Origin of the sequence: Nocardioides sp. B-3 (assembly GCF_024703895.1) — a bacterium.
Classification (GTDB): domain Bacteria; phylum Actinomycetota; class Actinomycetes; order Propionibacteriales; family Nocardioidaceae; genus Nocardioides.
Map to the genome: position 1 here is coordinate 3,623,761 of NZ_CP087968.1, position 20,101 is coordinate 3,643,861.

At 70.7% G+C, this 20,101-nt stretch carries 23 protein-coding genes and 10 pseudogenes; 25 read left to right on the top strand and 8 right to left on the bottom strand.

Annotation, left to right across the window (positions count from 1 at the left end; translation table 11 throughout):
- Positions 1-2: 2 nt before the first annotated feature.
- The 5 genes and pseudogenes from LP418_RS31460 to LP418_RS24020 form a co-directional block, all read left to right on the top strand.
- Positions 3-516, top strand: a pseudogene (locus LP418_RS31460) (aminotransferase); the annotation flags it as partial.
- Positions 517-619: 103 nt separating this feature from the next.
- Positions 620-748 (top strand): annotated as a pseudogene (locus tag LP418_RS31465) (aminotransferase); the annotation flags it as partial.
- Positions 702-1,283 carry a hypothetical protein gene (locus LP418_RS31470; RefSeq protein WP_336275800.1) on the top strand — a complete coding sequence of 194 codons (582 nt, stop codon included), beginning with the start codon at positions 702-704 and terminating at the stop codon, positions 1,281-1,283. The pseudogene LP418_RS31465 and the gene LP418_RS31470, both read left to right, overlap by 47 nt.
- Position 1,284: 1 nt before the next feature.
- Positions 1,285-1,572, top strand: coding sequence for a sulfotransferase (locus LP418_RS24015; protein WP_257953976.1), 288 nt, complete (start codon positions 1,285-1,287; stop codon positions 1,570-1,572).
- Between the two features lie 45 nt (positions 1,573-1,617).
- Positions 1,618-2,142: a hypothetical protein gene (locus tag LP418_RS24020; protein WP_257953977.1), complete on the top strand. Its 525-nt coding sequence runs from the start codon at positions 1,618-1,620 to the stop codon at positions 2,140-2,142.
- Positions 2,143-2,175: 33 nt separating this feature from the next.
- Here LP418_RS24020 and LP418_RS24025 read toward each other — a convergent pair whose 3' ends face one another.
- Positions 2,176-3,297 (bottom strand): ABC transporter ATP-binding protein, encoded by a 1,122-nt coding sequence (locus LP418_RS24025; RefSeq protein ID WP_257953978.1) that lies wholly within the window; start codon positions 3,295-3,297, stop codon positions 2,176-2,178.
- A 15-nt stretch (positions 3,298-3,312) separates the two neighbouring features.
- Positions 3,313-3,957: an ABC transporter transmembrane domain-containing protein gene (locus LP418_RS24030; RefSeq protein ID WP_257953979.1), complete on the bottom strand. Its 645-nt coding sequence runs from the start codon at positions 3,955-3,957 to the stop codon at positions 3,313-3,315.
- A 118-nt stretch (positions 3,958-4,075) separates the two neighbouring features.
- Here LP418_RS24030 and LP418_RS24035 point away from each other — a divergent pair.
- The 6 genes and pseudogenes from LP418_RS24035 to LP418_RS34415 all read left to right on the top strand — a co-directional run.
- Positions 4,076-4,216 (top strand): annotated as a pseudogene (locus LP418_RS24035) (MarR family transcriptional regulator); the annotation flags it as partial.
- 301 nt (positions 4,217-4,517) lie between these two features.
- Positions 4,518-4,766 (top strand): annotated as a pseudogene (coaE, locus tag LP418_RS31475) (dephospho-CoA kinase); the annotation flags it as partial.
- Between the two features lie 73 nt (positions 4,767-4,839).
- The gene (locus LP418_RS31480) at positions 4,840-5,055 is read left to right on the top strand and encodes a dephospho-CoA kinase (RefSeq protein WP_336275801.1); all 216 of its coding nucleotides are present in this window, start codon (positions 4,840-4,842) and stop codon (positions 5,053-5,055) included.
- Positions 5,056-5,142: 87 nt separating this feature from the next.
- Positions 5,143-5,403: a hypothetical protein gene (locus LP418_RS24050; protein WP_257953981.1), complete on the top strand. Its 261-nt coding sequence runs from the start codon at positions 5,143-5,145 to the stop codon at positions 5,401-5,403.
- Between the two features lie 17 nt (positions 5,404-5,420).
- Complete coding sequence (locus LP418_RS24055) at positions 5,421-5,672, top strand: hypothetical protein (RefSeq protein WP_336276127.1); 252 nt, start codon at positions 5,421-5,423, stop codon at positions 5,670-5,672.
- A gap of 337 nt (positions 5,673-6,009) precedes the next feature.
- A pseudogene (locus LP418_RS34415) lies at positions 6,010-6,180 on the top strand (glycosyl hyrolase family 3); the annotation flags it as partial.
- Positions 6,181-6,295: 115 nt separating this feature from the next.
- Here the strand turns inward: LP418_RS34415 and LP418_RS24065 are convergent.
- Complete coding sequence (locus tag LP418_RS24065) at positions 6,296-6,469, bottom strand: hypothetical protein (protein ID WP_257953984.1); 174 nt, start codon at positions 6,467-6,469, stop codon at positions 6,296-6,298.
- On the opposite strand from LP418_RS24065, the gene LP418_RS24070 reads away from it, so the two are divergent.
- Positions 6,402-7,010, top strand: coding sequence for a glycoside hydrolase family 3 N-terminal domain-containing protein (locus tag LP418_RS24070; protein ID WP_257957167.1), 609 nt, complete (start codon positions 6,402-6,404; stop codon positions 7,008-7,010). The genes LP418_RS24065 and LP418_RS24070 overlap by 68 nt on opposite strands.
- Before the next feature lie 260 nt (positions 7,011-7,270).
- On the opposite strand, the pseudogene LP418_RS24075 reads toward LP418_RS24070, so the two are convergent.
- Positions 7,271-8,270: pseudogene (locus LP418_RS24075) on the bottom strand (sigma-70 family RNA polymerase sigma factor).
- 635 nt (positions 8,271-8,905) lie between these two features.
- A pseudogene (locus LP418_RS24080) lies at positions 8,906-10,209 on the bottom strand (DNA polymerase IV).
- Positions 10,210-10,371: 162 nt separating this feature from the next.
- On the opposite strand from LP418_RS24080, the pseudogene LP418_RS24085 reads away from it, so the two are divergent.
- Both LP418_RS24085 and LP418_RS24090 read left to right on the top strand, forming a co-directional pair.
- Positions 10,372-11,107: pseudogene (locus LP418_RS24085) on the top strand (DUF4192 domain-containing protein); the annotation flags it as partial.
- Positions 11,108-11,357: 250 nt separating this feature from the next.
- Positions 11,358-12,818: a glutamate-cysteine ligase family protein gene (locus tag LP418_RS24090; protein ID WP_257953986.1), complete on the top strand. Its 1,461-nt coding sequence runs from the start codon at positions 11,358-11,360 to the stop codon at positions 12,816-12,818.
- A 42-nt stretch (positions 12,819-12,860) separates the two neighbouring features.
- Here LP418_RS24090 and LP418_RS24095 read toward each other — a convergent pair whose 3' ends face one another.
- The gene (locus tag LP418_RS24095) at positions 12,861-13,253 is read right to left on the bottom strand and encodes a hypothetical protein (RefSeq protein ID WP_257953987.1); all 393 of its coding nucleotides are present in this window, start codon (positions 13,251-13,253) and stop codon (positions 12,861-12,863) included.
- A gap of 133 nt (positions 13,254-13,386) precedes the next feature.
- Between LP418_RS24095 and LP418_RS24100 the strand changes: the two genes are divergently transcribed.
- Complete coding sequence (locus LP418_RS24100; RefSeq protein ID WP_257953988.1) at positions 13,387-13,788, top strand: universal stress protein; 402 nt, start codon at positions 13,387-13,389, stop codon at positions 13,786-13,788.
- Positions 13,789-13,827: 39 nt separating this feature from the next.
- Here LP418_RS24100 and LP418_RS24105 read toward each other — a convergent pair whose 3' ends face one another.
- Positions 13,828-14,157, bottom strand: coding sequence for a MarR family winged helix-turn-helix transcriptional regulator (locus LP418_RS24105; RefSeq protein ID WP_257957168.1), 330 nt, complete (start codon positions 14,155-14,157; stop codon positions 13,828-13,830).
- A 173-nt stretch (positions 14,158-14,330) separates the two neighbouring features.
- Here LP418_RS24105 and LP418_RS24110 point away from each other — a divergent pair, with 173 nt between their 5' ends.
- The 10 genes and pseudogenes from LP418_RS24110 (at position 14,331) to LP418_RS24150 (ending at position 19,625) form a co-directional block, all read left to right on the top strand.
- Complete coding sequence (locus LP418_RS24110) at positions 14,331-14,666, top strand: ATP-binding cassette domain-containing protein (protein ID WP_257953989.1); 336 nt, start codon at positions 14,331-14,333, stop codon at positions 14,664-14,666.
- Entirely contained in the window at positions 14,629-15,648 is a 1,020-nt protein-coding gene (locus LP418_RS24115) for an ATP-binding cassette domain-containing protein (RefSeq protein ID WP_336276128.1), read from the top strand. Before LP418_RS24110 ends, LP418_RS24115 begins: the two co-directional genes overlap by 38 nt.
- The gene (locus LP418_RS24120) at positions 15,627-16,019 is read left to right on the top strand and encodes a hypothetical protein (RefSeq protein ID WP_257953991.1); all 393 of its coding nucleotides are present in this window, start codon (positions 15,627-15,629) and stop codon (positions 16,017-16,019) included. The genes LP418_RS24115 and LP418_RS24120 overlap by 22 nt, the downstream gene beginning before the upstream one ends.
- Positions 16,020-16,065: 46 nt before the next feature.
- Positions 16,066-16,677 carry an HhH-GPD-type base excision DNA repair protein gene (locus tag LP418_RS24125; RefSeq protein ID WP_336275802.1) on the top strand — a complete coding sequence of 204 codons (612 nt, stop codon included), beginning with the start codon at positions 16,066-16,068 and terminating at the stop codon, positions 16,675-16,677.
- A 680-nt stretch (positions 16,678-17,357) separates the two neighbouring features.
- Positions 17,358-17,432, top strand: a pseudogene (locus LP418_RS34420) (sigma-70 factor domain-containing protein); the annotation flags it as partial.
- Positions 17,433-17,541: 109 nt separating this feature from the next.
- On the top strand, positions 17,542-18,279 hold the full coding sequence (locus LP418_RS34425) for an RNA polymerase sigma factor (protein ID WP_442940315.1): 738 nt from the start codon (positions 17,542-17,544) through the stop codon (positions 18,277-18,279).
- Between the two features lie 565 nt (positions 18,280-18,844).
- Positions 18,845-19,093: pseudogene (locus LP418_RS34430) on the top strand (Zn-dependent exopeptidase M28); the annotation flags it as partial.
- A 58-nt stretch (positions 19,094-19,151) separates the two neighbouring features.
- On the top strand, positions 19,152-19,325 hold the full coding sequence (locus tag LP418_RS24140; protein ID WP_257953993.1) for a hypothetical protein: 174 nt from the start codon (positions 19,152-19,154) through the stop codon (positions 19,323-19,325).
- Entirely contained in the window at positions 19,322-19,468 is a 147-nt protein-coding gene (locus LP418_RS24145; RefSeq protein ID WP_257953994.1) for a hypothetical protein, read from the top strand. The genes LP418_RS24140 and LP418_RS24145 overlap by 4 nt, the downstream gene beginning before the upstream one ends.
- Positions 19,469-19,508: 40 nt before the next feature.
- Entirely contained in the window at positions 19,509-19,625 is a 117-nt protein-coding gene (locus LP418_RS24150) for a hypothetical protein (RefSeq protein WP_257953995.1), read from the top strand.
- A 4-nt stretch (positions 19,626-19,629) separates the two neighbouring features.
- Here the strand turns inward: LP418_RS24150 and LP418_RS24155 are convergent, their stop codons facing one another.
- Complete coding sequence (locus LP418_RS24155) at positions 19,630-20,025, bottom strand: CapA family protein (protein WP_257953996.1); 396 nt, start codon at positions 20,023-20,025, stop codon at positions 19,630-19,632.
- Between the last annotated feature and the right edge of the window lie 76 nt (positions 20,026-20,101).

Consider the following 20,101-nt stretch of genomic DNA (forward strand, 5'->3'; position numbering starts at 1 on the left):
CCGTGACACACCAGCCGCTCTCATCACTGTCCCGTGACGACATCGCCTCGCTCCTCGAGCAGCAGCAGTCGGCGTACGCCGAACTGCAGGCCAAGGGCCTCAAGCTCGACCTGACGAGGGGCAAGCCCTCGGCCGCGCAGCTCGACCTCTCCGACGAGCTGTTGAACCTGCCGCGCGGGTTCAAGGACAGCAGCGGCACCGACGTGCGCAACTACGGTGGGCTGAGCGGTCTGACCGAGCTGCGCGAGATGTTCGCCGACCTGCTGTGGGTCGAGCCGGAGCAGGTCGTGGCCGGTGGCAACTCCAGCCTGACGATGATGCGCGACTGCCTGATCTTCATGCTCCTGTTCGGTGCGCGACAGTGACCGGGCGTGGAGCAAGGAGGACCGGATCAAGTTCATCTGCCCCGTCCCCGGCTACGACCGCCACTTCACGCTGCTCGAGTCCCTCGGCATCGAGATGATCACCGTGCCGATGAACGACGACGGGCCGGACGCCGAAGCCGTCGCTCGCCCGGTGAAGGACGACCGCTCCATCAAGGGCATGTGGATCGTGCCGACCTACGCCAACCCCGCCGGCTCGATCTGCAGCCGGGGAGGTCGCCGCGCGGCTCGCGTCGATGGAGACAGCCGCCAACGACTTCAAGATCTTCTGGGACAACGCCTACGCGCTGCACCACCTGACCGAGGAGGAGGCGAAGAGTGCCGACATCCTCACCCTCGCCTCGGCGGCCGGCCACCCGGACCGGCCGATCATGTTCGCCTCGACCTCCAAGATCACGTTCGCCGGCGCCGGCGTCGCGTTCCCCGGCCGCTTCGGAGGCCAACATCGCGTGGTACCTCGCACACCTCGGCAACGGCTCGATCGGCCCGGACAAGGTCAACCACCTGCGCCACGTCCAGTTCTTCGGCTCGGCCCGGGGCGTGCGCGACCACATGGCCAAGCACCGCGAGATCATCGCGCCGAAGTTCGAGGAGGTCGACCGTGTGTTCTCCGACCGCCTCGGCGGCTACGAGGTCGCGACTCGGAACAAGCCCGCAGGTGGCTATTTCATCAACCTCGATGTCCTGCCCGGCACAGCGGCGCGGGTGATCGCGCTGGCCAAGGACGCGGGCGTCGCGCTCACCCGGGCCGGGTCGTCCTTCCCGCACGGCGACGACCCCAACGACCAGAACATCCGGATCGCGCCGACCATGCCGCCGCTCGACGAGGTGACGGCCGCGATCGATGCCGTGGCCACGTGCGTGCTGCTGGCGGCGGCAGAGAAGCTGTCGCAGGGCTGACGTGTCCTTCCTGCCCTTCACCTTCTCCATCGTCGGCGTGCAGAAGGCGGGCACGTCGACCCTGCAGTGGATGCTCAACCAGCATCCCGAGGTGGCGCGCCCGCCCCGCAAGGAGATGGGCTGGTTCGACGTCGATGACGCGACTGGCGCGACGCCGACCACTCGGCGTACGGCATCAGGCACGCGAAGCCGATCCACATCGCCTCCCGGGCGACGCGACGCCGCGCTACCTGCTGATGCCCGGGTCGCTGGAGCGGATGCACGAGCAGCGCCCCCGACATGCGCCTGATCGCGGTCTTCCGCGACCCGATCGACCGCCCGGGTCAGCCAGTGGGTGATGGTGCGCGAGCGCCAGCCCGACAAGGCGCCGGACTGGCCCGAGATGATGGCGTGGCGGCCCGACGACTTCCCGACCGAGCTGCCGGCGGAGTTCGACGGGCGCGGCGGACGAGCGAGGTTCATGCGTGCCTCCGGCGTGATCCGGGGCTACTACGGCGGGCAGGTCCGGCACGGGCTCAGCGTCTTTCCCCGCGAGCAGTGGCTCTTCCTCGACTTCGCGACGCTGCTCGCCGAGCCCAACCCGACGCTCGACAAGGTCACCCGGCACATCGGCGTGGGCCGGTTCAAGCCCTATCCGCCGCTTCGGCAGCTGATGGCAGGCTCTCCGAGCATCTCCGGTACGGCGCCCACCGGCGCCGACCTGATGACGCTGGCGCGCCCCCTCGAGCCCGAGCTGGCGGAGTACGTCGCACTGACGGGCCTCTCCGTCGACCACTGGACCACCGAACGCCTGCTCACCGGTGATCTGGACGCCGCCGAGCAGGCGACGGTCTACGCCCGCAAGGCCGGACTGGCCTGAGGCGTCAGGCCGCCTCGGCGAGGCTGCCGCGGATCAGCGTGGCGTAGTGCCCGCCCCGGAGCAGCAGCTCCTCGTGGGTGCCCAGCTCGACGACCCGGCCGTGGTCGAGGACCGCGATCCGGTCGGCATTGCGCACGGTCGAGAGCCGGTGCGCGATGGTGATGGTGGTGCGACCCCTGGGCGAGCGAGTCGAGGGACGCCCGGATCGCGCGCTCGGTCTCGTTGTCGAGGGCGCTGGTGGCTTCGTCGAGGACCCGGGATGGCCGGGTCGCGGAGCAGGGTGCGGGCGATCGCCAGCCGCTGCTTCTCCCCGCCGGAGAACCGGTGGCCGCGGGAACCGACGATCGTGTCGTAGCCGTGCGGCAGCCCCGCGATCAGGTCGTGGATCTGGGCGCGGCGAGCGGCGTCCTCGATCTCCTCGTCCGTGGCGTCGGGGCGGGCGTGCAGGAGGTTCTCGCGGATGCTGGTGTGCATCAGGTAGGTCTCCCGGGTGACCATCCCGACTCGACTCGCGAGGTCGGTGGCTGCCACGTCGCGGACGTCGACGTCGTCGATCAGCACCCGACCGTCGGTCGGGTCGTGCAGGCGGGCGACGAGGCCGGCGAGGGTCGACTTGCCGCTGCCGGTGGCGCCGACCAGCGCGAGGCTCGAGCCGGCCGGCACGGTGAGGTGGATGTCGGTGAGGACATCGCTGTCGGCGTCATAGCCGAAGCCCACGTGCTCGAAGGTGACCCCACCGCCGGACCGGGGGAGTGGCGTGGGGTCGACCGGCTCCGGAAGATCGATCGGCAGGTCGGCGTACTCGAAGATCCGGGAGAACAACGCCATCGAGGCGGTGATCTCGACGCCCACGTTGAGCAGTCCCATCAGGGGGCGGAACAGGGTGCCCCGGAGGGCGATGAAGGCGACCGGGGTGCCGATGGTCATGCCACCCGACGTCGCCGGGAAGCCGGCAGCGAGGTAGATGGCGGCGGGGATGGCGGAGAAGATGATGTTCATCGTGGCCATCCGCCAGCGACCGGCGAGGCGGGAGCGGATCTCGAGGTCGACCAGATCGGCCGAGGTCTCCTCGAAGCGGGTGCTGAGGGCGCCGCCGACGCCCGGGGTCTTGGTGAGGAGCACGCCGCTCACGGAGAGTCCCTCCTCGATCTGCACGTGCAGGTCCGCGAGTCAGCGCTGCCGCTGGGACGTGAGCTTGTGGCGCATGCGCGCGACCTGCCGGGTCAGGAAGACGGCCGGCGGGATGACGATCAGGGAGAGCAGCGCCGGGCGCCAGCTCAGGGCCACCATGGCCGCGGCGGTGCCGACGACGACGGTGACGTTGGCCGCGATCGAGGTGGCGGTGCTGGTGACCACGCTCTGCATGCTGCCGATGTCGTTGACGAGGCGCGACTGGACGTCGCCGCCACGGGTCCGGGTGAAGAACCCGAGAGACTGGCGCTGCAGGTGCGAGAACAGGTCGCTGCGCAGGCGGTGCATGACGCGCTGGCCGACCGACGTCGACAGCCGGGTCTGCACGACGCCGATGGCGGCGGTGGCGATCGCGACTGCGAGCATGCCGAGCACCAGCGTGACCAGCAGGCGCACGTCCGGCGGGGGAGCGCCTCGTCGATGACGTGGCGCACCGGGAAGGGCTGGGCGAGGCCGATGACCGAGCTGACCATGATCAGGGCGATGACGACGACGAGGGTGCCTCGGTGCGGCGCGAAGAGGCGCGATCCGGGTGAGGGAGACAGGGTGGTCCGCGAGCTGCCGCTTGTCGGCGGGGTCGGGACGGCCGCTGCGGGAGCGGCGGGAGCTCTGCTGGTCATCCATGCGACCAACTCCTTTCGAAGTATGTCGTGAGGTAACCTCACTATGAGGGTGCAACGCCCACGGGGCTAGGGTTGTTCCCATGGGTTCCCCGACGTCCGACTCGACCGGTGACCTGCTGATGGCCGCCGCCCGGCAGATCCGCCGCGAGACGGCCCGGGAGCTCGACGCCCGGGGCATCACCCCCGCGCAGTCGCGTGCGCTGAAGGTGATCGCGTCGTCCGAACCCGTGAGGCCCTCCGTGCTGGCCACCCGGCTGCGGATCACCCCGCGCTCGGCCACCGAGGTCGCCGATGCGCTCGAGGAGCGCGGCTGGATCGCCCCGCTCGGCCGACCCCACCGATCGGCGGGCCACGACGCTGGCGCTGACCGACGCCGGACGGCTGCTGCTCCGGAAGATCGAGGATGTCCGCGGGCAGGCCGCGGAGCGCGTGCTCGACGTCCCGGGGGGAGCGTGACCGCCGTACGCTGGACCGGATCCTCACGAAGTTGGGAGAGCAGGGGTGAGCTCGAGAGTCGGACTGACTGGGGGGATCGCCTCCGGCAAGAGCACGGTCTCGGCGATGTTGGCCGAGCTCGGCGCGGTGATCATCGACGCCGACGCGCTCGCGCGCGAGGTGGTGAAGAAGGGCACTCCGGGCCCGGACGCGGTGGTGGCCGAGTTCGGATCCTCCTTGCTCACGCCAGCCGGCGACCTCGACCGGGCGGCGATGGGTGCGCTGGTCTTCGGCGACGCCGAGGCCCGCAAGCGGCTCGAGGCGATCGTGCACCCGCTGGTGTTCGAGCGGATGGTCGCACTGGAGGAAGCAGCTGGGGACGACGACTCGGTCGTGCACGACATCCCGCTGCTGGCCGAGGGCGGTCGCGCCGACTCGTTCCGATGCGGTGATCGTCGTCGACTGCCCGCCCGAGCTCCAGATCGCGCGGATGATGGCCGACCGCGGCTGGACCCGCGAGGACGCCGAGTCGAGGATCGCCGCCCGGGCGTCGCGGGAGGACCGGCTCGCGATCGCGACCCACGTCATCGACAACACCGGCACCCCCGACCAGCTCCGCGATCGGGTGGTCGAGGTCTTCGTGTCCCTCCGGGCCGACGCCTGACTGCGCTCGGAAGGCAACACCCCTGCGGGCCTTTCACCGGTGCCGGAAGTGTGCTCGACTGACGGGATGCTGTTCCGTGAGCGGTCCGTGAGCAGCGCCGAACGGGCCGTGCGACTCATCGAGCGTGCCGACGGGATCGATGTCCCGGCGACGCGGGTCCGGGCCGGTGCCCACGAGGTGCTCGTCGACCCACCTTTCCTCGACCACTTGCTCGGCGGCGACTGGCTGGGCCACCGCGTGCACCCGGTGGCAGGCGCAGCTGCCTCTGGGGGCGTGGATGATGGCCACGCTGCTGGACCTCGCCGGCTCGGAGAAGCACGCGGCGGCGGTCGACGCCCCTCCTGCTGACGGGCTGCCTGACCGCGCTGCCGACGGCGCTCACAGGTGCCCACGACCTCGCCACGACGTCCGGGAGCGAGACGCGGGTGGCGCTGGTGCACGCGATCGCGATGGACGCCACCCTTGCACTCTTCGTGACCGCGCTGGTCAAGCGCCGCCGCGGGGATCGGCGCACCGCGCGGCGCCTCGCGCTCGCCGGGACCGCCACGGCCGGGGCCGGCGCCTACCCGGGCGGACACCCGGTCTTCCGGATGGGGGTCGGTGTCGAAGGGCGGTGAACCGGGCTGAAGCCGCGTTTCAGGGCGCGTACGGCGACGCGGGTAACCTTCGCGCCGTGCGTACCCACCGAGCCGCGGCCGTCCTGACCGTCATGGCCTGCGTCTTCGCTGGTTGCACGTCGCAGGCCGATGCCCCGGACGGGACGGTGGCGGACCCCTCTGTCTCGGCACGACCTGCTGAAGAATCGCCCGACCCGAACACCCCCTCGGCTGGGGGCCGACAGTCGGCGAGCTCGAGCAGGCGCAGTCGATCGTGGCCGACATGACCAGCGAGCAGCTGGCAGGTCAGGTCATCGTGGGTCGCTATCTCGGCACCGACCCGACCGAGGTCGCGACCATGCTGCGCGACCAGCACCTCGCCGGCATCTCGATCACCAACGGCAACGTTGTCGACGAGGCGCAGGTCCGCGAGATGACCGCCGCACTGACACAGGCCGCCGTCGACGACGGCCGCAGCTACCCGCCCGTGCTCGGTGTGGACCGGGAGGGTGGCTACGTGTCGCACCTGCGTGGCATCGCCACCGAGTTCCCGGCCTTCGACGCGGCCGGCGACGCGATCTCGGCGGACGGCGAGTCGGGCCGGGAAGTGGTGCGCCGGGGCGGCGTACGCGACCGGGCTCGAGCTACGCGAGCTCGGCTTCACACAGGTGTTCGCGCCGGTGGCCGACGTGACGATCGGGGGCGGCCGATCCCACAATCGGCACGCGATCGGCGAGCGAGGACCCGGCGATCGCGGCCAAGGCGACCGCCGCGGCGGTGCGTGGGTTCGACGCGGCCGGTGTCGTGTCGACCGTCAAGCACTTCCCGGGCCACGGGGCCGCAACCAGTGACAGCCACGACACCTTGCCGGTGCTCGACTCCACGTTGGCGGAGATGCTGGCGCACGACCTGCCGCCGTTCGAGGCGGCGATCGACACGCACGCGCCCGCCGTCATGCTCAGCCACCTCGACCTCACCGCGATTGCTCCGGGTGTCCCCGCCTCCCCGGCGCCCGAGGTCTACGACCTCCTGCGCGACGACATGGGCTTCGAGGGAGTCGCGATCACCGACTCGCTGGGCATGGGCGCCGTCGCCTCGAGCTACAAGCCGGCCGTCGCAGCGCTCAACGCCGGCGCCGACCTGCTGCTGATGCCGGTCGACACCGTCGAGACCCACCGCGTCGTCACCAAGGCGGTCGAGGAGGGCGAGATCTCGCGCGAGCGGATCGAGGAGGCCGCCGCCCGGGTCGTTGCTGTGCAGCTGTGGCAGCAGCGAGCGGCGGGCCGGGTTCCCGTGCCGGGCGATGTCACGACGCTGGCCCGGGACGCCGCTGCCGCGCTGACCTCCGCTGCGTACTGACCCTCGGGTCGTCCACCCGGCTCGACCGGTCCGACCCGCCCGGCGGCGGTGCGTGACCTACATTTTCGGCCGCTCGAATGTGGGTGGTTGACCGCTGGGGCGGTCGGACACGTGTCGTCGCTCGATGGAGGTGGCACAACCACATTTGCCGGCCCTCGAATGTGGCTCACTCACCGCTGGTCGATGGTGCAGAAGTGACCAAGGCCCGCCCCGAAGATCGGGACGGGCCTGCTGCCCCGGGAGGAGGCTGGTGGAACGGGTCAGGCCGCGGTGCTGCCGGTCGCGAGGTCCGGGTCGCCGATGCGACGCAGCTTCTGCAGGGCCTCGCGCTCGAGCTGGCGGACTCGCTCCGCGGAGATGCCGTGCTTGGCGCCGATGTCTGCCAGCTTGTGCTGGCGTCCGTCGGTGAGGCCGTAGCGGGCGCGGATGATGTCGGCGGCCCGCTCGTCGAGGTGCGAGACGAGGTCCTCGAGCCGCTGGCGTGCCTCGACATCGAGGAACTCCGGGTCGGGACCGGGGGCCGTCTCCCGGGCCATCAGGTCACCGAGTGACGTGTCGCCGTCCTCGTCCACCGGGGTGTCGAGCGACACGTGGTCGCGACCCCGGGACATCAGGTCGAGGACCCGGTCGATGTCCATCCCGAGCTCGGTGGCGATCTCGTGCGGCTCCGGGTCGCGGCCGAGCTGGCGCTCGAGCGTGCGGCGGGCACCCGACACTGGTTGAGCTCCTCGACCACGTGCACGGGAAGCCGTACGACCCGCGCCTGCTGCGCGATGCCGCGGGTGATGGCCTGCCGCACCCACCGGGTGGCGTAGGTCGAGAACTTGTAGCCCTTGGAGTAGTCGAACTTCTCGACTGCGCGGATCAGTCCGGTGTTGCCCTCCCGGATCAGGTCGAGCATCGGCATCTGCGAGCGGCCGTACTTGCGGGCGATCGACACGACGAGACGCAGGTTGGCCGAGATGAACTGGTCGACGGCCTTGCGGCCTTCCTCGGCCAGCCACTCCAGCTCTTCCCCGGTTGGCGCTGCCCGGGGCGCCGCCCTTCTTGCGGCCGACGCGGCCCTCCTCCGAGGAGCTTCTCGGCCAGCAGGCCGGCCTCGATGGTCTTGGACAGCTCGACCTCGGTGATGGCGTCGAGCAGCGGCGTGCGAGCGATCTCGTCCGGGTAGAGCCCGACGCTGTCGCGACCTTCGATCTCACGCGTCGCGCCGCGCGTCCCCTGCCGGCTGCGCTGCGCGCCGGGTGCGTTCTTGGTGATCTGTGTGGTGGTCATTCTCGTCGCCTCCTCCGTTGTGTCGCGGTCCCCGATCGCGTCACGTCGTGTTCAACGGCCCACACGGTCCGGAGATTCCCGTTCGTTGTGGCCCTTCACCAGCACTGACGTGCGGGGGTTCCTGCAGAGTTGCAACCTCGACCAACTCTCAGGGACTTCTCAGGGCCGGTTCGGAGCAGCCACTGATCCGGATGGGCTCTGGATGGCCGTGGTCGCGCGGCGGTCATCCACAGGCTGATCCACATCCATGTGGAGAAGCGGGCCTCATCTGTGGACCACCGCAGATCTTCTGTGGACATGCCTGTGGGACCGAAGGAATGTTTGCCGTACCCCTTGCGCGGCAGGTCCGCGAGCGCATAGAACTCTCTCTACCAGCACCGCTTGCGGAGCTGGGGATCGGACTGAAACGCAGAACTCACACGGCGAGCTTGCTCGCTGCGGGGGCCCGGTGACGGGGACCTCGGAGGGTTGCGTCGGTCTTGATCGATCGGACGTCACCGCAACCGGTCAAACTGAGGGGCTCCTGACGCTCATACCGTCTGGAGCCCCTCTCCCATTTCCCTGCCATCGTCCCAGCGAGCGACGAGGCTCGCAATGAACGCTCAGGCGTTGAACGGCTTTCAGTCGTCCACGGGGCGCTCGGCCGGCGCCAGCGCGGGATCGTCGACGGAGAAGGACCGGACCGGGCCGGGCGGCGTCTCGGCGGTCTCGAAGCGCACCGTCACCACGCCCTTGCCGGAGCCCCACACCCAGCCGTGACCCATCTCGTCGTGAACCACGTCCATGCCCGGCACGTAGCCGCGCCGCACCGGCTCGGCCGCCGGCAGGTCCACCTCGGGTTCCTCGGCCTCGGTCTCGCCAAAGAGGTCCTCCCGGATCCAGTCGGCGAGCCCCGAGACACCCACGCCGAGCAGCCGCACGCCGCCGGAGGTGTCGAGGTCGGCCAGCAGGGACCTCGCGACGCGACTGATCGCCGGGCCACTGTCGGTGGGGGAGGAGAGGGTCGAGGAACGGCTCAGGGTCGTGAAGTCGTGCAGGCGCACCTTGATGGTCACGGTGCGACCTGAGAGGCCGTGCTTGCGCAGCCGCTCGCCGACGTGGGTGGCCTGCCGCGTGAGCAGTCCCTCCATCAACCGGCGGTCGGTCAGGTCGGTGTCGTAGGTGCCCTCGGAGCTGACGGACTTCGTCTCGCGGTCGGCGACGACGAGACGGTCGTCCCGGGCGCGCGAGCTGGAAGAGGCCGTGCCCGTGCGCGTTGCCGAGCAGTCGGACCATCTCGTCCTCGGGGACCGCCTCCGGTGTCGGCGATCGTGTGGATGCCGGCGCGGCGCAGCCGCTCGGTCGTGGCGGGCCCGACGCCGGGGATGACCGTCACCTTCATCGGCCGCAGCAGATCGCGCTCGGTGCCGGGCGGCACGACCGTGAGCCCGTCGGGCTTGTCCAGCTCACTGGCCACCTTGGCGATGAACTTCGACGACCCGATGCCGACACTTCCCGTGAGCCCGCCGGTGGCCCGGGCGACCTGCGCGCGGAGGCTTTCGCCGTACGCCGCGACGGTTGCCACCTCCAGATCGGGCAGGCCCGCCTGCGCGAGGTCGACGAAGGCCTCGTCAAGGGAGAGCGGCTCCACGAGTGGCGAAGCGGCACGCAGCACGGCCATCACCTTGCCGGACGTCTCGCGGTAGGCGTGGAAACGGCCGGTGAGGAACGCCGCGTGCGGACAGCGGGCGCGGGCCTCGCGGGTCGACATGGCGGACCGGACGCCGAAGGCTCGGGCCTCGTAGGAGGCGGTCGCGACCACGCCCCGCCCCCCGACGCCACCGACGATCACCGGCTTGCCGCGCAGGGAGGGCTTGTCGCGCTGCTCGACCGCGGCGAAGAACGCGTCGAGGTCGATGTGCAGGACGGAGGCTGTCGACCTCACCCGCGACCCCACGTCATGTCAGGCATTGTCGCAGTCCCGAACCCATCCACAGGCAACCGCTCCCGAAGCGTCGTCCACAGGTGTGGCGAGAGGCGAGGATGAGTGTCGGTGCGGCTGGGCAGCGTCATCGTCATGACCACTCCACATCACCTCTCCCGCCAGATGAAGGCCACCTGTCCCGAGGACCTGCTCGCCTTCGTGCCCATTGCCATCGGCTTCCCGCCCGCGAGGTCGGTCGTCATGCTCTCCGTCGAGGGGGCGCGGCAGTTCCACGCCCGCGTCGACCTGCCCGCCGACGAGTCCGACGTCGACGACGTGCTGGAGGCGCTCCTGCGCCCGGCCCGCAGGCACGGCATCAGCAAGGTCGTGTTCGTCGTCTACGACGACGACACGGCCGTCGCCGACGAGGTCGCCCTGGAGCCTGCACGAGGGCTTCACCGACGCCGGCATCGAGGTCTTCGAGCTGCTCCGCGTGCACGACGACCACTACTTCGCGGTGCTCCCGGGCCGCGGGCCGGAGGCCTACCGGGGGATCCCGTTCCGGGTCGGACACCACCCGTTCGCCGTCGAGGCGGTGTTCGACGGCCGGGTCACCCACAGCTCGCGGGAGGCACTGGCGGCGACGGTGACACGCGACCCGGTCGGCTCCGAGCTGGTGGCCGGGTTCGTCGCGGCGGCGGAGCCGCTCACGCCGGCCGCAATGCGTCCGTGCATCACTCGCCCGGCCGCCTCGCACACGCCCGCCCCGCCGGACGTGCTGGCCGCGCTCGCCGTGTCCCTCGTCCAGCCCGACCTGCGCGACGAGGCGTGGCGCTGGCTGACCCGGGACAACGCCCGGCCCTACGTCGAGCTCTGGAGCGACATCGTGAGGCGCACGCCCGAGGAGCTGGTTCCCGGGCCGGCCTCGGTGCTGGCATTCACCAGCTGGCTGGCCGGCGAGGGAGCGCTGGCCCTGGTGCGCCGTCGATCGTGCCCGGGCCGTCGATCCGGAGCACTCGCTGGCGGGGCTGGTGGCGGAGATGCTGATGTCAGCCACGTCGCCGGACCTGTGGGAGTCCCTGCTGAGTCACACCGTCAGACCGGCCGAGGGGGCAGCCTGAACCTCCGCACGGCACCCATCCGGTGCTCCGGCTCGCTATCGTCGCGACATGGGCGAAGAGGTGGAGCAGCAGGAGTTCTCACGGGCCGACCGCACGCAGCACCGGGAGAAGGTGCGCCGCAACCTCGACGTCTTCGCCCGGATGCTGCGCGAGGCCCGCTTCGACACCGACGACCCGATGACGGGCCTCGAGGTCGAGCTCAACCCGGTCGACGAGCAGGGCGACCCGGCGCTGAAGAACGCCGAGGTGCTGGAGGCTATCGCGTCGCCGGAGTTCCAGACGGAGCTGGGCCAGTTCAACATCGAGATCAACGTCGCGCCGGCCACCCTGCGCGAGGGCGGGCTGACCATCTTCGAGGAGAGCCTGCGGCGTTCGCTGAACGACGCCGAGTCCAAGGCCGCCGAGGTGGGCGCCCACCGGGTGATGATCGGCATCCTCCCGACGCTCGACGAGGGCCACATGGAGGTGCACAGCCTCAGCTCCAACCCCCGCTACAAGCTGCTGAGCGAGCAGATCCTCTCGGCTCGCGGCGAGGACATCACGATCAACATCTCCGGTCGCGACCGGCTCTCGACGACGGCCGACTCGATCGTGCCGGAGGCGGCCTGCACGAGCACCCAGTTCCACGTGCAGACCTCGCCCGAGGACTTCGCGGCCTACTGGAACGCTTCGCAGGCGATCGCGGGGGTGCAGCTGGCCGTGGCGGCCAACTCGCCCTACCTCCTCGGCAAGGAGCTGTGGCGCGAGACCCGGATCCCGCTCTTCGAGCAGGCGACAGACACGCGCAGCGACGAGCTGAAGGTGCAGGGGGTGCGGCCCCGTGTGTGGTTCGGCGAGCGGTGGATCACGTCGGTCTTCGACCTGTTCGAGGAGAACGTCCGCTACTTCCCGGCCCTGCTGCCGATCACCGACGATGAAGACCCGCTCGAGGTGCTCGAGGCCGGCGGCACGCCCAACCTGCCCGAGCTGCGCCTGCACAACGGCACGATCTACCGCTGGAACCGGCCGGTCTACGACATCGCCGGGGGAGTGCCGCACCTGCGCGTGGAGAACCGCCTCCTCGCCGCCGGCCCGACCGTGGCCGACACGATCGCCAACGCGGCGTTCTACTTCGGACTGGTCCGTTCACTGGCCGAGAGCGAGCGGCCGCTGTGGTCGCAGATGTCCTTCTCAGCGGCCGAGGAAAATTTCCACGTTGCCGCGCAGCAGGGTGTGGACGCCCAGATCTACTGGCCCGGCATCGGCCGGTGCGCGCCACCGAGCTGGTGCTGCGTCGGCTGCTGCCGATGGCGGCCGAGGGCCTCGACGCCCGGGGCGTCGAGGGCCCGGTGCGTGACCGTTTGCTGGGCATCATCGAGCAGCGCTGCCTGCTGGGGACCAACGGTGCCGAGTGGTTCGTGGGCCGGATGCGACAGCGGCAGGACCAGGACAGGTTCGACGCCCTGCGCGCGACGCTGCTCGACTACCGCGAGCGGATGCACACCAACGAGCCCGCTCACACAGGACTGACGAGCGGCCGGGACGCCGGAGCGGCGCCGCAGCCGGCTCCATTCACGCAGCACGCCGGTGCGCGGGTCGGCCCACCCCGTGCGGGTCACGACGACGAACGGCACCTCGACCTCGCGCTCCCGCGCAGGCGGCGTACCACGCAGCCGACCGGGCGACGTCGGCATCGTGCAGCGCCAGCGAGCCGCCACGGGTCAGCCACGCCCACCGTTGGGCGGCGCTCGAGGTCTGCTGGAGGAGAGCGGCCGCGATGTCGGTGCGCAGCGCCCGGTCGAGTGACTGCCCGCGCTCGACCACGTGGCGCGCGACGGCACGGCCGGGAACGCCGACATGCAGGGACACGGGGACGCGACCGCGCGGCGTCGCCTCCTTGAAATCGAGAACGGCCGCCCGGAAGACCGAGTGCTCGGTGCGGGTGATGGGGGCGGAGACGGGCATGGGTCAACCTTGCACGGATCCGGCTTCTCGTGCGTCGGCTCGTCCACAGGCTCCCGCCGGGGCTGCAGATTCGATACGGTGCGGATAAGCCCGGGCGTAACGAAGCGCGAGGGCACTGTGCGAAGGAGAAGCCATGGGCACCGTTGTCGTCGGATATGTTCCCAAACCCGAAGGTGAGGCCGCGCTGGCCACCGCCATCTCGGAGGCCAAGCTCCGCGGCAGCAAGCTCGTGGTGGTCAACTCCCACCGCGGTGGCAACGACTTCGACCAGAGCAAGGCGCGCGCCGCCGAGGGCGAGATGGATGCGGTGCGCAAGACGCTCGACGCGTCGGGCGTGGAATACGACATCCGCCAGCTCGTCCGCGGCTTCGAACCCGCCGAGGACCTCATCAGCCCGGCCGAGGCCAACTCCGCCGAGCTGCTCGTGATCGGGCTGCGCCGCCGCTCACCCGTCGGCAAGCTGATCCTCGGATCCAACGCGCAGCGGATCCTGCTCGACGCGCACTGCCCGGTGCTGGCGGTCAAGGCCGACTGAATCCCGGTACGACCGGGCCCTCGAGCCCTGCCGCACGCGTCATCCGTCCTCGAGAAGCTTGGCGAGCAGACTGCGCAGCTGTGCGTGACCGCGTTCGCCGAGCCTTGCCGTCAGCTGCTGCTCGATCCCGTCGATGGTGGCGATGCCGGCGGCGATACAGGCCTGTCCCTTGCTCGTCAGGGTGATCAGCTTCGCCCGTCGATCGGTCGGATCGGGACGCCGGACGACGTAGCCGAGCTCCTCGAGCTCGTCGACGAACTCGCCCATCGCCTGCGGTGACATGTTCGCGCGTGTGCCAGCACGGTGAGACGGGAACCGGCGGGGTCGATCTGCGCAAAGACCGCCGAGTGTGCGGGCTTCTGTGGGAATCCGGAACCCACCACGCCATCGACGATGCGGAACCCCAGCAGGCTGTACGCGCGTCCGAGCATCATGACGGTGTTGACGGCCTGCGGGGTCTGTGTCACATTGTTCAGGGTAACCTGATTATCAGGTAAACCTGAGGAAATGCGGATCCGGGCCGTGTGGATGGGAAGCGGGCCGTGACCAGTGCCATCGAGTTGACGGGCCTCACCAAGTCCTTCGGGGACGTGGTTGCAGTCGAAGACGTCAGCGCAGTCGCGCTGCCGGGGCAGGTCACGGCCCTGCTCGGCCCCAATGGGGCCGGCAAGACCACCACCCTGCGGATGCTGCTCGGGCTCGTCGCACCGGACACCGGAGCTGCGACGTTCGATGGCTTGCGGTACGACGAGCTGTCGGGGCCGGTTCGTCGGGGTCGGCGCGGTCCTCGAGACGTCCGGTTATCACCCCGGGCGCACCGCCCGGGACCACCTTCGCATCCTGTCGACAGCGTCCGGCCTGCCACTGGACATGTGTGAGCGGGTGTTGGGCGAGGTCGGGTTGGCGTCGGACGCGCGTCGCCGGGTCGGGGGCTTCTCGCTGGGGATGCGCCAGCGGCTGGGGATAGCGGCAGCGATGCTCGGTGACCCGGGCGTGCTCGTCCCGGACGAGCCGACGAACAGGCTCGACCCGCCGGGCGTGCGGTGGTTGCGGGGGTACGTCCGCCGACTGGCGGACGAGGGTCGCACCGTCCTCCTGTCCAGCCATGCCCTGAGTGAGGTCGAGCTCACCGCCGACCACGTGTTGGTCATGGCGCACGGCCGCCTCTTGCGGTCCTCGACCCTTGCGGAGCTGCGTGCGGAGGCGGGGGTCGGGTCGAGGGTGCGTACGCCAGACCCGGACCGGCTCTGCGTCGCCCTCGACGCGGCCGATGTCGGCCATCGGCGTACAGATGACGGGTTGGCCGTGGACGCCGCCCCCCGAGCAGGTGGGCGAGCTCGCCGCCCTGCACGGGATCGTGCTGCACAGCCTCGTGGGGACAGCCGACTCGGAGCAGGCCTTCTTCCGGCTGATCCGGGAATCCGGCCCGATGGACGAGCGTCCGCGCCAGCCCGAGAGGGTCGCGCCATGACGGCACTCCTCCGGGCCGAGCTGCTCAAGCTGCGCAGCGCTCGGATCACGGCCGGACTGCTGCTTGCCACGCTCGGCCTCGTGGCGCTGACAGTCGGCGCCAGCGTCCCGAAGGTCGGGGGAGCGGAGGCGCCGCTCTCGCTGGACGACCCCGGCCTGCTCGCCGACGTGGTGGCGACGTGCTTCGGTGTGCCCCAGCTGGTGATGGTGCTGTTCGGCACGATCGCCTTCACCCAGGGAGGTTCCGCTACGGCACCATCACCTCGACCTACCTCGGCGAGCCGCGGCGCACCCGGGTCCCGGTCGCGAAGTGGCTTGCGCTGGCGCTCGCCAGCGTCGCCGTCACCGTCGCCACCCTCGCACTGGCCGTGCCGTTCGCCATTGCGCTGATCCGCTCACGAGACGGCGACGTGACGCTCGGAGGGCACTTCTGGGGCGTGGTCGCCACCGGGTTCGTCGTGATGGCCGCGTACAGCGTCATCGGGGTCGGGATCGGTGCGTTGGTCCGCCACCGCGTCGTCGCAGTCGTCGGGGTGCTCGTGTGGATGACCGCCTTCGAGTTCACCGTCGTCCCCACGTTCCCCGCCGTCGGACGCTGGTTGCCCCCGGGAACGACCGTCTCCCTGTTCGACCTCGGGCCGTCGATGGGACTGGACGGGAAGCTGCTGGCGGCGCCCATGGCGGCGCTGGTCCCGGTCGTCTACACCGCCGCCGCGGTTGCGCTGGCGCTGCGCGTCACTCCCCGCAGGGACGTGCTGTGACTCGGCTGAGCCGTCTCTCGTGGGCGTCGTCGGGCAAGATGGGGACATGGCCATCCAGATCACCGGCGACCCCGCCGCCGACAAGATCCTCGACGAGTCCCCCTTCGCCCTGCTGGCGGGGATGATGCTCGACCAGCAGTATCCGATGGAGCACGCCTTCCGCGGCCCCGCCAAGGTCACGGACCGCTTCGGGAGCTTCGACCCGGCGGCGATCGCGTCCGCAGACCCGGAGGAGTTCGCCGCCATGGCCGCCACGACGCCGGCCATCCACCGCTTCCCGGGCTCGATGTCGGCCAAGCTGCAGGAGCTCGCCCGCATCGTCGCCGACGACTACGACGGTGACGCCTCTCGGCTGTGGACGGAGGCGGCAGACGGCAAGGACCTGCTGAAGCGGATCATGGCGCTGCCGGGCTTCGGCAAGCAGAAGGCACAGATCTTCGTGGCGCTGCTCGCCAAGCAGCGCGGGGTCACGCCCGATGGCTGGGAGCAGGCCGTGGGGGACTACGCCCTCGACGGGTTCCCGCTCGGTCGCGGACGTCGTGGATCCGGCCTCCCTGCAGAAGGTGCGCGACTACAAGAAGGCCAAGAAGGCGGCCGCCAAGACCGCCGCTCCGGCCTGACATGGCGCCTCGTTGACGGGCCGTGCACACGCCGTTGACGGACCTTGACCAACCCCGTGGCAGAATGACAATGCGGCTCTTGACTTGACCGGGCCTTGCCGCGCCCCGATGCCGTTTGACGAGAGGTGTTCGTGTCCCCGCACGCACGCAAGTTGCTCCCCGCAGAGGTGCTCGCGCACCCGTCCATCGTCGCGCTGATCGAGCGCGGATCCCCGGCCGGGAGCGTGACTCCAGAAGAAGTTCGCCGGGCCAGTGACGATGCGGCGGTCGAGCCCCCGTCATCTGAAGGCACTGCTGGTCCACATCAGCGGCCCGGGCATCACCGTCAACGTCGACGCGGCCAGCACCCGCGCGGTCGCCGCCACGTCGAGCACCCGCAAGACGACCACCGCGGCTGCCAAGAAGGCGCCCGCGAAGAAGGCCGCCGCCGCGACGAGCGCGACGAAGACCACCGCGACGAAGGCGACCGAGGCCCCGGCGAAGAAGGCCGCAGCCAAGAAGGCGCCGGCGAAGAAGGCCGCCGCGACCGACGCCGTGGACGTGGCCGTCGAGCTCGCGCCCGCCGCTGTCGGACCCGACGGCAAGAAGCTCCTGCCGGACCTTCCCCGACGAGCAGTTCGAGAAGGACGTCAAGGTCGACCCGACGATCAAGGAGGACGAGAAGCAGGCCTTCACCGTCTCCGCGTCGGACGACACGGACGAGCCCGAGCAGCAGGTCATGGTCGCCGGCGCCACCGCCGACCCGGTCAAGGACTACCTCAAGCAGATCGGCAAGGTGCCCCTCCTCAACGCCGAGATGGAGGTCGAGCTCGCCAAGCGGATCGAGGCCGGCCTCTTCTCCGAGGAGAAGCTCAACAAGGGCGGCAAGATCACCCCCGAAGGTCCTCGAGGAGCTCGAGTGGATCTCCGAGGACGGGCGCCGCGCCAAGAACCACCTCCTCGAGGCCAACCTCCGTCTCGTCGTCTCGCTGGCCAAGCGCTACACCGGTCGCGGCATGCTCTTCCCGGACCTCATCCGGGAGGGCAACCTCGGCCTGATCCGCGCGGTCGAGAAGTTCGACTACACCAAGGGCTACAAGTTCTCGACCTACGCGACTGGGTGGATCCGTCAGGCCATCACCCGCGCCATGGCCGACCGGGCGCGCACCATCCGCATCCCGGTGCACATGGTCGAGGTCATCAACAAGCTTGCCCGCGTCCAGCGGCAGATGCTCCGGGACTCGGGCCGCGAGCCCACGCCCGAGGAGCTCGCCAAGGAGCTCGACATGACCCCCGAGAAGGTCATCGAGGTCCAGAAGTACGGTCGCGAGCCCATCTCGCTGCACACGCCCCCGGGTGAGGACGGCGACTCCGAGTTCGGCGACCTGATCGAGGACTCCGAGGCCATCGTGCCCGCCGACGCGGTCAGCTTCACGCTGCTGCAGGAGCAGCTGCACGCCGTCCTCGACACGCTCTCCGAGCGCGAGGCGGGCGTCGTGTCGATGCGCTTCGGCCTCACCGACGGCCAGCCCAAGACCCTCGACGAGATCGGCAAGGTCTACGGGGTGACCCGCGAGCGGATCCGTCAGATCGAGTCGAAGACGATGAGCAAGCTGCGCCACCCCTCGCGGTCGCAGGTGCTCCGGGACTACCCGGACTGATCACCCGTTCCATGCAGAACCGCGGCCGCCCTGCTCTGTGTGGGGTTGGCCGCGGTTTCGATTTCCTGTACGGCGCCTGCCTCCCCGCCCCGGGACGCGCCGTCGGAGGTGCCGACGGTGGCCCACGCGCTCTTCGACCCCGAGCTCGACGGCGCCGAGCCGGTCGAGACCACGGTCCACGGCGACCACGTGTCCACGACCTACGAGTGGGCCGAGCACCGGGGATTCACGCTCTCCCAGCAGGTGGCCCCACAGCGCGACCTGTGTGCCGCTCTGGCGCAGTGGCGGATGGCGGGGGACACCTGCACCGTCTCCGACGGCGTGATGGTGACTCGGATGGAGGAGTTCAGCGGGGTCGCGCTGGTGCGTGACGGCACCTTGCTCTTCGCCAGCGGCCCGGTCACCGAGGCCGACGCGGGGTTGCTCGACCGCGCGACCGAGGCGTTGAGAGATGCCCCCCGAGGTGACGCTCGCCGACCTCGGGGAGGCGACCGAGGGCGAGGATCCTCCTGCCGAGGTGCTCGTGCCGATGATGAGTGCCGACGACTTCGAGCCGGCGGCGGCGATGGCCGCAGTTCGCCGTCTGGCCGGAAGCATCGGTCCGCGGGAGGCGACGGGGCCGGCGTATGCCCGGGCGGCGCGCTGGGTGGAGCATCGGTTCGACCGGCTCGGCTACTCGGTGCGACGCCAGCCCGTCGCCGTACCCGCCGGAAGCTCGTGGGGCGTGCCGGTGCCGGCCGGACGCTCGGTGAACGTGATCGCGACGCCACCCGGTTTCGAGCCGGAGGCGCCGCACCCGGTCGTGGGCGCCCACCCGGACACGGTGCCGCAGGCGCCGGGCGCCGAGGACAACGCGTCGGGGATCGGGGGTGATGCTGGCGGCCGCAGAGGCGGCAGCGGTCGCCCGCACCCGGCTGCCGGTCGTGTTCATCGCCTTCGGCGCCGAGGAGCCGCGGAGCGACACCGATTCGGAACAGCACCACTTCGGGTCGCGGGAGTACGTCCGCTCGCTGGGGTCCCGGCAGCGCGGAATGTTCGCGGGATGATCTCGCTCGACCGTGTCGGGGTCGGCGCGCGGGTGCCGGTCGGTTCGGCGAACGACACCGACCCGGTCCAGCGGCAGCTGCTCGCGGCGGCTCGACGGGTGGGCGTGCTGACGACGCCTGATCCCCGACCAGCGCAGCAGTGACCACTGGTCGTTCGCCCGGGCGGGGTTGCCGGGAGCGCGGTTGGGCAGCACGTCGTACGTCGAGTACCACTCCGCGCAGGACGTGGTCTCCGTCGTCGAGCCGGCCCAGCTGGAGCGGGTGGGCCGGCTGGTGCTGGCCCGGCTCGCGGGCCGCTGACGAGTCAGAACCCCGCGCAGCGCCGCAGCGCCGCCCGGTCGGTGTTGAAGTCGCCGGCATCCGCGAGCTCTCGCGGCAGGCCGTCGGTGCCGATCCGTGCCGGCGCCCACGCGTGGTCGATGACCCGGGCTCGCCCGGACGGCTCGCTGGGCGGCCGGACGGTGAGGGTGAGCACCCCGGTCGCGCCCTCGGTGTACCGGGCGTAGTTGCCGAGCCCGTAGGCGACGTAGCCGGGCCCCAACCGACCGTCGCCCCGGAGCTGGTGCGCGTGGCTGCCGACGATCACGTCGGCACCGGCCGCGACCAGCTCGGCGGCCAGCGAGCGCTGGTCGTCGGTCGGACAGGCTTCGCCCCTGGACGCCCCAGTGCAGGTAGGTGACGACGACGTCTGCCGACGCATCGGCTTCCCGGACAGCGCGCAGGAGTCGGCTCGGGTCGACGGCGTCAGCGGTGCCGGGGAGTCGGCCGTGGCCGCC

Bases quoted from the DNA above. Each gene is read 5' to 3' on its own strand.
- LP418_RS24030 (WP_257953979.1), bottom strand. From the start codon at position 3,957: ATGGATGACCAGCAGAGCTCCCGCCGCTCCCGCAGCGGCCGTCCCGAC.
- LP418_RS24090 (WP_257953986.1), top strand. From the start codon at position 11,358: ATGGGCGAAGAGGTGGAGCAGCAGGAGTTCTCACGGGCCGACCGCACG.
- LP418_RS24095 (WP_257953987.1), bottom strand. From the start codon at position 13,253: ATGCCCGTCTCCGCCCCCATCACCCGCACCGAGCACTCGGTCTTCCGG.
- LP418_RS24100 (WP_257953988.1), top strand. From the start codon at position 13,387: ATGGGCACCGTTGTCGTCGGATATGTTCCCAAACCCGAAGGTGAGGCC.
- LP418_RS24125 (WP_336275802.1), top strand. From the start codon at position 16,066: ATGGCCATCCAGATCACCGGCGACCCCGCCGCCGACAAGATCCTCGAC.
- LP418_RS24140 (WP_257953993.1), top strand. From the start codon at position 19,152: ATGCTGGCGGCCGCAGAGGCGGCAGCGGTCGCCCGCACCCGGCTGCCG.
- LP418_RS24145 (WP_257953994.1), top strand. From the start codon at position 19,322: ATGATCTCGCTCGACCGTGTCGGGGTCGGCGCGCGGGTGCCGGTCGGT.
- LP418_RS24155 (WP_257953996.1), bottom strand. From the start codon at position 20,025: ATGCGTCGGCAGACGTCGTCGTCACCTACCTGCACTGGGGCGTCCAGG.